We start from the raw sequence: 11,482 nt of genomic DNA, 5'->3' as shown, positions 1-11,482 counted from the left end.
CTGCACCGGAAAGATAGTGGTTTACAAAAAGCCGAGCTCGAGCTGAGCTTCCTCGCTCATCATGTCTTTGTCCCACGGTGGGTCAAAAACGATTTCCACCTTGGAGGATTTCACGCCATCCACGGTCATCACTGTGTCTTCTACTTCTTGCGGCAGAGACTCGGCAACCGGACAGTTTGGCGTTGTCAAGGTCATGGTGATAAAAACGTTGTTTTCGTCACTGATCTTCACATCGTAAATCAAGCCCAGTTCGTAGATGTCTACCGGGATTTCCGGGTCGTACACCGACTTCAGAGCTTCAATGATTTTATTTTCGAGTTCTTTTTTCGACATAAGTTTTTCTTTTAGTGCGTTTTGGCTTGAAATGCCAAACCGTACATTTTCATCTGCTTGATCATCGACACCAATCCGTTGCTGCGTGTAGGAGACAGGTGTTCGTGCAGTCCGATGTCGTTCACAAAGTGCAGGTCAGATTCTGCAATTTCTTTCGGCTCCTGTCCGCTCAAAACGCGCACCATCAAAGCCACCAATCCTTTTGTGATGATGGCATCGCTATCGGCAGTGAACAGCACCTTACCTTCGTCATCCATTTCTGCATGAAGCCACACACGGCTCTGACAACCTTTGATCAGGTTTTCATCCACCTTGTGCTCCTCATCAATTTCGGGAAGATCTTTTCCAGTCTCGATGATGTGCTCGTACTTATCCATCCAGTCATCGAAAAGGCTAAACTCCTCGATGATTTCCTGTTGTTTTTCTTCTATACTCATACACATGCAAAGTTACTGATTATTCGCGCCTGAGGGCAATCGGACTGGCTCTAGCGGAGCATTTTAACAGCTCTTTCAAGAGCAGCCACCAGCAAATCGACTTCTTCCTTTGTGTTGTAAAAGGCAAAAGAAGCTCTGAGCGTTCCTGGAATTTCAAACCTGTCCATCAATGGCTGACAGCAGTGGTGGCCTGTTCGGACGGCAATACCAAGCTTGTCGATAATCGCTCCCACATCATAGGGGTGCGTTCCGTCAATGAGAAAGGAAATGACGCTGGTTTTGTTTTCGGCTGTGCCGTAAATTTTCAAACCCTCAATTTCCAGGAGCTTCTTCGTAGCGTACTCAAGCAGACTGTGCTCGTATTCCTGAATGTTTTCAAGACCGATTTCGTTGATGTAGTCGATGGCCGTCCCGAGGGCAATTCCACCGGCAATGTGTGGCGTACCGGCTTCAAACTTGTGAGGAAGTTCGTTGTAAGTTGTTCCTTCGAAAGAGACAGTTTTAATCATCTCTCCACCGCCTCGGTACGGTGGCATCTCTTCAAGAATTTCTTCTTTTCCATAGAGAATTCCAATGCCAGTGGGGCCGAATACCTTGTGCCCTGAGAAAGTGTAAAAATCGCAGTCGAGCTTTTTCACGTCTACGCTGGCGTGAGGCACAGACTGCGCTCCGTCAATGAGCACTTTTGCTCCGGCAGCGTGGGCTTTTTCAATAATCTCTTCGATTGGATTAATAGTGCCGAGAGCATTAGAAATATGATTGACCGCTACCATTCTGGTTTTGGAAGACAGGAGTTCTTTAAATGCGCTCATGTTCAGCTCTCCAGAGTCACTAACGGGGATTACTTTTATTGTCGCTCCTTGCTCTTCCGCCAGCATTTGCCAGGGGACGATGTTGGAGTGGTGCTCCATTTCCGAAAGGATGATTTCATCTCCCTTTTTCACATTCACTCGTCCCCAGGTAGAAGCCACGAGGTTGATGGCGTCCGTTGTCCCCGAAGTAAAAATAATTTCGCGATCGTTGGCTGCACCAAGGTGCTTTTGAATTTTTTGGCGTGACTCTTCAAACGCGGTTGTGGCTTCTTGCGAAAGATGGTGCACACCGCGATGAATGTTGGCATTCTCGAGAGCGTAATATTTTTCTATCGCTTCGATTACGGGCTTTGGCTTTTGGGCCGTAGCGGCATTGTCGAGGTAGACGAGAGGTTTGCCAAAAATTTCTTTTGCAAGGATGGGAAAGTCACTTCTGACTTTTTGAATATCGAAGGTTGATGTAGCCACTGTCATAAAATAAATTTCTCTGTGCGAGTGTGAGTTGAAAACAAACGGTTTTCAATGCTGTTCAGTCTCGCTGCAAAGGTCTTGATTTTACTGGATTGACAGGGGCTAAAAACAAAAAAGCTCTCCCGAATTTTCGAGAGAGCCTGATGTTTTTTGGGGAACTGCAAATTAGTTGCAGCCCATAGTTCCAAAACCTTCTACCTGATAGAGGTTGAGGTCTTCTGGTTCATTTCCGTTAAACAGATCTTCAAAGAGATCAGTAAAAGCGAAGTACTCTCCATTAAATGTCATGGATCCACCACTAACGTTGAGATTTCCCTCACTTGAGAAATAGATTCCAAGATTTTGGAAGTCTAGTACGTAAGTGAATCCGTCACCTTCGAGTTCGTCAGCTGGTTCTTCGAGATCCTCAAACCAGTTAAGGATGTCGTAAGAGCCGTTGGCCTCATTGTCATAAACAATGTAAACAGCAAAGCCCTGAAAGTAATCGTAAAACTCGTCATTTTCCAGTTCTTCGTTTTGAAGGGCCTCAAAATCTCCGGCAATTCCCATTACGTAAGAAACTCCATCCCAACCTGGCGTGAAGCCAAAGTCAAGTCCAAGAGCTTCATCGGAGGCAGAGAAGCAGAAGGTGTAAGTAATATCCAGAGAAGCGTCTCCGGCAACGACAGTACCACCGGTATTGCTACCGAGCGCACCAGGGCCTACGAAAAGAATTCCACCACCCTGGGGTCCTTCTACATATTCGACACCAGTACTGTTACTGAAGTTCCATCCGTTGTTTGGCGATGAGAAAGAAAAATCTCTTTCTCCATTTTCCTTCATGTCGATCACAATGACCTTATCCATGGCTCTGTTGTAGATAGCCAATGAAGGAATTTGCTTTGCCATTTCAACGAAGTTCTCCTTCACCTGTGGATCATTCACAGTTTGAGATTTTTCAGGAGCTTCTCCTTTTTTGAAATCACCGTCTTTTTGGCAACCAGCCAAGAGCATAACAGCTACTAAAGGTGCTATCCAGCTGACTTTTGCAAAAAGCGATTTAGTTGAATGTAGCATAAATTTAAATTTTCAGTTTTAGAACAAAATACCAGTTCTAATCTGACCTACTACGTTTGGACCGAGATTAAAACTTGAACCGTTCGCGGTCTCGGTGTCGTCACCCAATGAATCATCTGAATATGTTGTTTTTGTGTCAAGTTCAGACTCGAATGCCAGACCGAAACCAAGTTCAGCACCAATATAAATATTTTTGGCGAAGTAGTAGTCAAAACCGAACACTCCATTTAGTCCTAAAGTGAGCGTTCCGTCAGTTGTAGTTGAAGACTCTACATCGTCACCTACCTGAACTTCGCTCTTTGTAGACATGCGCGCATACCCAATGTTGAGAACACCTCCGTAGTAAGGAGAAAGTCTGTTGGTTCCTTCAAGGTGCATTTCAATACCTGGACTAATGCTAATTGATACTTCAGTATCAACGTCTCTAAGCTCTTCCAGGTCATTGTCACTATCTTCCTGTTGAGTGATTGTCGAGTTGTTGCTAAAACCAACAAAAACATCAGCGCGAATGGCTGTTGTAGCTGTGGTGAATTTACGATATCTGATGCCACCAATAGATATTGGAGAACCACCTAGAGGTGCAAGTTGAAGCTCAATATTATTTTCACCTCCTTGCTGTTTCATAATGCCGCCATCCTGAGCTTGTGCACTAAAAGCGACTGCAATGGCCAAAACTGCCGTTAGAAATAGATTTTTCATGATTGAATAAGTTTTTTGATTTATACGAAATTGTCGAACCTTGAGAGAAATCTAACAGTGTTGAGTTGTTACTTATCAACAAGCTATCGTTGACCGATAAAAAATTGAGAATCTGTTCTATACGCGAGTCTGTGGGAATAGTTTCAAAACCTAAGTCCGAATTGATCCCAGGAACTCTACGTTTCCTTCGCCACCTGTTATGGGCGATTTGATAGAGTCGACCCACTGCCAGCCGTGCCCTTCAGCCATTTTCTTGACTTTTTCAACTGCAAGATGGCGAAGTCCCTCGTCTCTCACTACTCCGCGCTTTCCTACATTTTCTCGACCTACCTCAAATTGCGGTTTAATTAGTGCAATGATTTTCGGATGATTGTTGCAGAACGAAACAAGCGCTGGGAAAATTAGCTCCAATGAGATGAAGGAAACATCGATTACAATGAGATCTATACTCGTGAAATCTTCATGACTCAAATTTCGAATGTCGGTGTTTTCAAAACTTGCTACACGTGGGTCATTTCGTAGTTCCGGGGCTAATTGTTCACTGCCGGTATCCACAGCATAAACTTTTTTAGCTCCTCGATCAAGCAGCAGCTCGGTGAATCCACCGGTAGATGCGCCAACATCAAGGCAGGTGAGGCCAAAAGGATCGATTTGCCAGTGATCGAGGGCGGCCTCCAGCTTTAGAGCACCTCTCGAAACCCAGGGTATTTCGCTCGCAGTGAGATCTATTGAGATTTCTTTTGGAAATTTCTGGCCGGGTTTGGTGATCGACTTTGAATTGACGAGCACAGAGCCATCCTTAATGAGTTCAACGGCCCGTTGCCGGGAAGAAGCAAAGCCGCGTTGCATAAGCAATTTATCCAGCCTTACTTCTTCTGCAGACATGTCTGAGATTTTCTGTTAAGAGTTTTTCTCTTCAAAAGCTCCTTCTACAAAAACTCTTAAAGCATCGTTCGAGATATTTTCAAATGCTTCACTCAAAAACGCACTGGTGAGCATTTTTCTGGCGCTTTCTTCGCTCAGTCCCCGAGCACGCAGGTAGTAAACGGCTTCCTCATCGAACTGACCAGTGGTAGAACCATGGCTGCACTGAACGTCATCCGCGTAAATTTCGAGCTCAGGCTTCGAGTGGATAGTAGCATCATCAGTCATCAAGATGTTACCGTTGCTCTGGAAAGCGTTGGTAAGCTGAGCATGTGGGTGAACGTGCACCTTTCCGTTGAAAACGCCAGTTCCTTTGTCTTTGGCAATTCCCTTGTAAAGTTCGTTCGATTCGCTGTGAGGCAGGGTGTGGTCAACTCTTGTGTGGTTATCAACGTGTTCTTGTCCATCGGGCATGTAAGCCCCAAAGAGATTGGAGCTACAGTGTTCTCCCGAAGAAATGTTGAGGTTGTTACGAATCCATCCTCCGCGAATTTGCATGGAGTTGATGGAGAACCTGCTGTCTTTTTCCTGCTTCACGCATTCTGTGGAAAGGTGATGGTCTTCAGAACCGATCGACTGGATTTTATCCAGTTTTAACTCCGCATTTTTTTCGACAAGAACCTCTGTCAGTGAATTTGTGAAACACTCCGATTCCCCTTGAGAAACAAATGATTGAACTACCTCGAGCTTGCTGTTGGTTTCCGCCTTCAAAATATGATGAGGCTGAGCAATCGCGTTTTTCTCGGTGGTGATGTGGACGATGTGAATCGGCTTTTCACTCACAATACCTTTTTCAGCTTTGATAAACAAGCCGCCAGTGCTGTAGGCTGTGTTTAGCGCAGAAAAAATTTCAGTTGAGTGATCCGATTGAGCTCCGTAGATTCCTTCAAGGTCCGAAGAATCCAGGTCACTGATGGCGTGGCACGAAATCCCATTTTGAAGCGTGTCCAAATCAGAAAGATCAGCTCTGTATATTCCGTTTACGAAAACCGCTTTCCAGGCATCAATTGAGGGGATGTTTTTGTCGAGCAAGTTTACCTCGACAGATCCGTCACCAGTTTTCCACTCGCCATTTACAATCTTGTTAACGCGAGTGTACTTGTAGGCCTCAGTTTTTCTCGTTGGAAGATGAAGCTCTTCAAGTGCTGCTTTCGCTTCTTTCTTGATTTTTTCAGGCACGTGCGCTGAAACACCTTCGAGCGATTCGCTCAGAGGCTGCAAAAATTTATCTTTCTTAGTCAATTCCTTCTCGAGGGTTTGCATTTGCTAATTTCTTTTTTGCGATTCTTAGACTGTGGCTTCTTCTTTCAGCCAGTCGTAACCTTTCTTCTCAAGCTCGAGCGCCAAATCTTTGTCTCCGGTTTTCACGATTTTACCTTGAGCAAGCACGTGAACTTTGTCGGGCACGATGTAGTCGAGCAATCGCTGGTAGTGAGTGATGACTAAAAAGCTACGCTCCTTGTCGCGCATGGCATTCACGCCATCGGAAACAACTTTCAGCGCATCGATGTCGAGGCCAGAGTCAGTTTCGTCAAGAATTCCCAGAGTTGGCTCTAGCATGGCCATCTGAAAAATTTCATTTCTCTTTTTCTCGCCTCCGGAAAAACCTTCGTTCACAGCTCTGTTGGTCAGTTGGCCATCGAGCTGGACGAGCTTAGACTTTTCTTTTACACGCTGCAAAAATTCTTTCGCAGTAAGCGGCTCAAGACCTCTGTAATCCCGAATCTCATTGAGAGCAGCTTTCAAAAAGTTGATGTTGCTCACACCGGGAATTTCAACAGGGTATTGAAATGCGAGAAAAACACCGAGTCTGGCTCTTTCTTCAGGGTCCATGTCCAGGAGGTTTTTACCCATAAAAATCACTTCACCCTCGGTTACTTCGTAATCTTCGTTTCCTGCTAACACAGAAGCAAGCGTACTTTTCCCCGATCCATTGGGTCCCATGATCGCGTGAACTTCTCCAGGCTGGATGTCCAGTGAAACACCTTTTAAGATTTCTTTACCGTCAATTTCTGCGTGTAAATTTTTTATTGATAACATGCTGTAAATGATATTTTCTTGACTATTCGATTCTTGTTTATCCGACACTTCCTTCTAGCGAGAGTGCCAATAGTTTTTGCGCCTCCACGGCAAACTCCATCGGGAGCTTGTTGAGTACTTCTTTGGCGTAGCCGTTTACAATAAGGCTGATGGCTTTTTCTTCATCGAGTCCTCGCTGCAGGCAGTAGAAGATTTGATCCTCACCGATCTTGCTAGTAGTAGCCTCGTGCTCCACTTTTGCCGATTTATTTTTGATGTCGATGTAGGGGAATGTGTGCGCTCCGCAGCGATCGGTCATCAGCAGTGAATCGCATTGAGAAAAATTTCTCGCGTTTTCAGCTCCTTTATTGACCTGCACTAATCCACGGTAAGAGTTTTGACTCTGACCTGCAGAAATTCCTTTTGAGATAATGGTGCTTCGGGTGTTTTTCCCAATGTGCAACATCTTGGTACCAGTGTCGGCTTGCTGAAAGTTGTTGGTCACAGCAACCGAATAGAATTCCCCAATTGAGTTGTCGCCTTTTAAAATGCACGATGGGTATTTCCAGGTAACTGCCGATCCGGTTTCAACCTGTGTCCATGAGATTTTGGAATTTACACCATCGCAAAGTCCGCGCTTGGTAACGAAGTTGTACACTCCACCTTTTCCATTTTTGTCACCGGGATACCAATTTTGAACCGTAGAGTATTTGATCTCTGCATTGTCGAGGGCTACGAGCTCTACAACTGCTGCGTGAAGTTGGTTTTCATCGCGCATAGGAGCGGTGCACCCCTCTAGATAACTGCAATAGCTGCTTTCGTCAGCCACAACGAGCGTTCTCTCAAACTGACCGGTATTGGCTTCGTTGATTCTGAAATACGTTGAAAGCTCCATCGGGCATTTCACTCCCTTGGGAATGTAGCAGAAAGAACCATCAGTGAAAACTGCCGAGTTCAGGGCGGCATAGAAATTGTCTCCTTTTGGAACTACTGTTCCGAGGTATTTTCTCACAAGTTCAGGGTGTTCCTGAACGGCTTCGCTGAACGAACAGAAAATGATTCCGAGCTCGGCCAATTTTTTCTTGAAAGAAGTTCCTACGGAAACACTGTCCATCACAAAATCCACCGCCACTCCGGTCAATCTCTTTTGCTCTTCGAGCGAAATTCCGAGCTTGTCCATCGTCTCTCGCATTTCTGGATCGACATCGTCAAGACTTTCATATTTCTTTTTGCTTTTAGGAGCAGCGTAGTAGTGAATGTTTTGAAAATCCGGTTTTGGATATTTCACGTGAGCCCAGTTTGGCTCAGTCATTTCTGTCCAAATTTTGTAAGCATCGAGTCGCCATTCAAGCATCCATTCCGGCTCATTTTTCTTGGCCGAAATCATACGAATGATCTCCTCGTTCAGTCCCTTCGGAGCTTTGTCCGACTCAATGTTAGTCGTAAAGCCAAATTCGTACTCCTTCTTAGTTACTTCTTCTAGTACTTCATCTCCTTCGTAGGCCATATCGCTATTCTAAATTTTTTGAATTCTTTTGAAAAAGTTGGGTGGATTGATTAGATGGAAAAGCTTTCGCCACATCCGCAAGTGCGGTTGGCGTTGGGGTTTTTGAATACAAATCCTTTTCCATTGAGGCCACCGGAATACTCAAGTTCGGTGCCCACGAGGTAGAGAAAACTCTTTTTATCGACTACGATTTTTACACCGTTGTCTTCAAAAGCCTGATCTCCTTCACCCATTTCGGTGTCGAACTTCAGTTGGTACATTAATCCCGAGCAGCCACCTCCCTCAACTCCAACTCTGATAAAGCTGTTTTGCGGGTGGTTTTCAGACTCCATGAGCTTTTGTACCTGCTCTCTTGCTGTATTATCTACTTTTATCATTTTTCTCCTTTCTCAAACCTTGTTAAGTCTTTGATCTCAGCACATTCGAATCAATTTTCCAACAGCTGAGTTTCGACTTTGTTGCAAAGTTATTTCTTTTATTTAGACGAAATCTAAATTGAGTGCAAAAATACCATATATAAGCGATGGAAACAAACCCAACTAATTCGTATGACACTGCGGTAGTTTGGGGCTGTGAGTTTCTTAGAAAGACTTAATTTTGTGGCCATGAGCAACGAAAGAACAGAACTGGAAGAACTCGGTGAATTTGGATTAATCAAGCGATTAACTGAAAACAACAAATCAGTAAATCCATCAACACTTTACGCTGTTGGTGACGATGCTGCAGTGATTGATGCCGGGGAGGGAAAAGTGAAAGTTGTCACAACTGATATGCTGATGGAAGGCATACATTTTGACCTGATGTATTCTCCACTCATTCACCTGGGCTACAAGGCTGTTGTGGTAAACCTCTCTGACATCTACGCGATGAATGCCACTCCGAAGCAGATCACTGTTTCAATTGCTCTGTCCAATCGTTTTTCCCTGGAAGCTGTGGAGGAGCTTTACCGTGGAATTTACAAGGCCTGCACAATTTATGGAGTTGACTTGGTAGGAGGAGACACAACGTCCTCACTTTCTGGGCTTGCAATTTCTGTCACTGCGGTGGGCGAAGCAGAAAAGGAAGACATAGTTTATCGTAAAACGGCTCAGGAAAAAGACCTTCTGGTTGTTTCTGGAGACCTTGGAGGAGCTTACATGGGGCTTCAGGTTTTGGAGAGAGAAAAGAAAGTTTTCAAAGAGACTTCCGGAGTTCAGCCAAAACTGGAAGGCAATGATTATATCCTCGAGCGCCAATTGAAACCAGAGGCTCGAAAGGACATCATCGAAATGCTCGAGCAGCTTGGCGTGAAGCCCAGCAGCATGATTGATATTTCCGATGGGCTGGCTTCTGAAGTGCTACACCTCAGCGATCAGTCGGATCTTGGAAGTGTGGTCTATGAAGACAAAATCCCTATTGACCCTACGACCTTCGACCGTGCGAGAGAGTTTCACCTGGACCCTACCGTTTGTGCCTTGAGTGGCGGAGAAGACTACGAACTTCTGTTCACCATCAGTCAGGATGATTACGAAAAGATCAAGGGAAATCCGAATATGACCGTGATCGGTTATATGGTCGACAAGGCCTCCGGGAATCACTTGATCGACAAACGCGAACAGGCTCACCCGCTAACCGCTCAGGGCTGGGATCCGCTTCTCAAAAAAGAAGAGGATTAATCAGTACTCTTCAGTTTCTTTCTTAGGTGCTGAACTTGCCTCCTTGGCTTTCAATTGTGCCCACCGGGTGAAGTCGAAATACTCGAACACGTGTCGTTCAAAGGGATCTTTTTCAAGTTCTTTTAGCTGATTCGCGAGATTCTCGTACAGTTCTTTCTCGCTCTTCTCCTGACGTTTTTTGAGCAGTTCGTTGATGAACTCTAGGAAGATTGTCTCAAACGTATAGGTTCTATTTCTCGTGTCGAGATACCGCTTGGTAGAACGAAGCGTGTACGGAATGAGGCTTTTGTTTTCCAGCTCTAAATGGATCACGAGATTGAGTAGTTGACCGAAGCAGTGGATGTCGAGAGTTTTGTCAATTTCGATGTTGTTGAGAAGTTGGTTGGTCCATTTAAGTGCTTCATTGTAATGGCTTTCCCAGAAGTACAAAACTGCAATGTTAAAGTAGATCGAAGCTTTTCTAACAGAGCTCATTTTCTCCTCGTAGCGGAGCATTGTTTCTTCAATCTCCGGGATGAGGTCAATACCTTTTTTAAACTCTCTTTTCTGTGAGTAGAGCGCCAACTCAGCTGTTTTGGAAATAGCGAAAATTCTCAGTTCGAGATCTTCGTTTTTGTTGATCTTGAGTTTCTCTGGGAGTTCGTTCAGTTGCTTCAGATAGCCAGCAGCGTCATCATATTTTTTGAGGTTTGTACCTAAATAAATCGCATTGGTAAGCACACTCATGTAAATGTTAGGCTCCTCCTTAAAAATGTGTGGTTTTTCTTCAATGAGCTGAAGATTCGCCACCAGGTAGTCGTAGCTTTTGCTGTAGTCACCAATGCCGTAGTAGTAGGCACTGTAGAGGTGATTGTGCAGGTAGGCATTTTCACCGATCATATTTTTCTCGGAGTTTTCGAGCACAACGTGGTCAATGATCTTTTTGAATTGCTTCAACTCTTTTTCAGATCTCGCTTTCCCGCGTTGGTAAAGTGCCTGAAAAATTCGGCTTTTGATATTCCAGAGATTATTGAAGATAGTGAGCCGGTTTACGATCTCTTCATCTTTTTCAAGAATTTTGCTCAGGTCTTTTTTAGAAATGCCCTCGTAGTTATCCTTTTCAATGATGCGCTTTTCCCAGTTTCTGATTTCTATGAGTGAAGTCATTCTCTCATTCTTCTCAGCAACTTTCCTTGCGCTCTTCAACAGTTTCAAACTCTGATCGTAGAGCGATTTCTTATAAAGAATTTCCGCCCAGTGGATTTGTCTTTTGAGTTGGGCATCGATAGAGCTGTTGGCGTGAAAAGCATCGAGACTTTGTAAAACAGACTGGTAGAGACGACTTTTTGCAATGGAAAATCGTTTTGTGAAATCCTCGCCTTTAAATTTTTTGAGCACTTTATCTTCGTTGTACTCGTCCTGACTGTCAATGGCATCAAAGAGCCTTTCATAGTTATTTTGCTCACCAATAATGTGACGCGAAGAGAACACTTTGAAGTATCTCTTTTCAGTCTTGCTCATTGCTTTTATGAGACGATGGAGATTGTCAGAGGCTTTGTTAGACATGATATTTTTAGTGGTTTAGAATGC

At 44.5% G+C, this 11,482-nt stretch carries 12 protein-coding genes; 1 reads left to right on the top strand and 11 read right to left on the bottom strand.

The annotated features are described in order from the left end of the window. Nucleotides 1–21: 21 nt before the first annotated feature. From ABHV44_RS00910 to ABHV44_RS00865, 10 genes are all read right to left on the bottom strand, one after another. The gene (locus ABHV44_RS00910) at nucleotides 22–333 is read right to left on the bottom strand and encodes an SUF system Fe-S cluster assembly protein (RefSeq protein ID WP_459072751.1); all 312 of its coding nucleotides are present in this window, start codon (nucleotides 331–333) and stop codon (nucleotides 22–24) included. 11 nt (nucleotides 334–344) lie between these two features. Beyond that, entirely contained in the window at nucleotides 345–770 is a 426-nt protein-coding gene (locus ABHV44_RS00905) for a SufE family protein (protein WP_459072750.1), read from the bottom strand. A gap of 50 nt (nucleotides 771–820) precedes the next feature. After that, nucleotides 821–2,056 carry an aminotransferase class V-fold PLP-dependent enzyme gene (locus tag ABHV44_RS00900; protein ID WP_459072749.1) on the bottom strand — a complete coding sequence of 412 codons (1,236 nt, stop codon included), beginning with the start codon at nucleotides 2,054–2,056 and terminating at the stop codon, nucleotides 821–823. 162 nt (nucleotides 2,057–2,218) lie between these two features. Continuing rightward, entirely contained in the window at nucleotides 2,219–3,109 is an 891-nt protein-coding gene (locus tag ABHV44_RS00895) for a hypothetical protein (RefSeq protein WP_459072748.1), read from the bottom strand. A gap of 18 nt (nucleotides 3,110–3,127) precedes the next feature. Next, on the bottom strand, nucleotides 3,128–3,808 hold the full coding sequence (locus ABHV44_RS00890) for a hypothetical protein (RefSeq protein WP_459072747.1): 681 nt from the start codon (nucleotides 3,806–3,808) through the stop codon (nucleotides 3,128–3,130). Nucleotides 3,809–3,958: 150 nt separating this feature from the next. Beyond that, on the bottom strand, nucleotides 3,959–4,693 hold the full coding sequence (locus tag ABHV44_RS00885; RefSeq protein WP_459072746.1) for a TlyA family RNA methyltransferase: 735 nt from the start codon (nucleotides 4,691–4,693) through the stop codon (nucleotides 3,959–3,961). 15 nt (nucleotides 4,694–4,708) lie between these two features. Next, on the bottom strand, nucleotides 4,709–5,995 hold the full coding sequence (gene sufD, locus ABHV44_RS00880) for a Fe-S cluster assembly protein SufD (RefSeq protein WP_459072745.1): 1,287 nt from the start codon (nucleotides 5,993–5,995) through the stop codon (nucleotides 4,709–4,711). 24 nt (nucleotides 5,996–6,019) lie between these two features. Continuing rightward, the gene (gene sufC / locus ABHV44_RS00875; protein WP_459072744.1) at nucleotides 6,020–6,772 is read right to left on the bottom strand and encodes a Fe-S cluster assembly ATPase SufC; all 753 of its coding nucleotides are present in this window, start codon (nucleotides 6,770–6,772) and stop codon (nucleotides 6,020–6,022) included. Nucleotides 6,773–6,809: 37 nt separating this feature from the next. Further along, complete coding sequence (gene sufB, locus ABHV44_RS00870) at nucleotides 6,810–8,258, bottom strand: Fe-S cluster assembly protein SufB (RefSeq protein WP_459072743.1); 1,449 nt, start codon at nucleotides 8,256–8,258, stop codon at nucleotides 6,810–6,812. Between the two features lie 50 nt (nucleotides 8,259–8,308). After that, entirely contained in the window at nucleotides 8,309–8,635 is a 327-nt protein-coding gene (locus ABHV44_RS00865; RefSeq protein WP_459072742.1) for a HesB/IscA family protein, read from the bottom strand. A gap of 228 nt (nucleotides 8,636–8,863) precedes the next feature. Between ABHV44_RS00865 and thiL the strand changes: the two genes are divergently transcribed. Continuing rightward, the gene (gene thiL / locus ABHV44_RS00860) at nucleotides 8,864–9,913 is read left to right on the top strand and encodes a thiamine-phosphate kinase (RefSeq protein WP_459072741.1); all 1,050 of its coding nucleotides are present in this window, start codon (nucleotides 8,864–8,866) and stop codon (nucleotides 9,911–9,913) included. Here the strand turns inward: thiL and ABHV44_RS00855 are convergent, their stop codons facing one another. Beyond that, nucleotides 9,914–11,458: a hypothetical protein gene (locus tag ABHV44_RS00855; RefSeq protein WP_459072740.1), complete on the bottom strand. Its 1,545-nt coding sequence runs from the start codon at nucleotides 11,456–11,458 to the stop codon at nucleotides 9,914–9,916. Nucleotides 11,459–11,482: the final 24 nt, after the last annotated feature.

The organism is Halocola ammonii, assembly GCF_049334165.1.
Classification (GTDB): Bacteria; Bacteroidota; Bacteroidia; order Flavobacteriales_D; family Sanyastnellaceae; genus JBEGHD01.
Note: the sequence above shows the minus strand (reverse complement) of the source record. Positions and strands in the feature narration are given on the sequence as shown.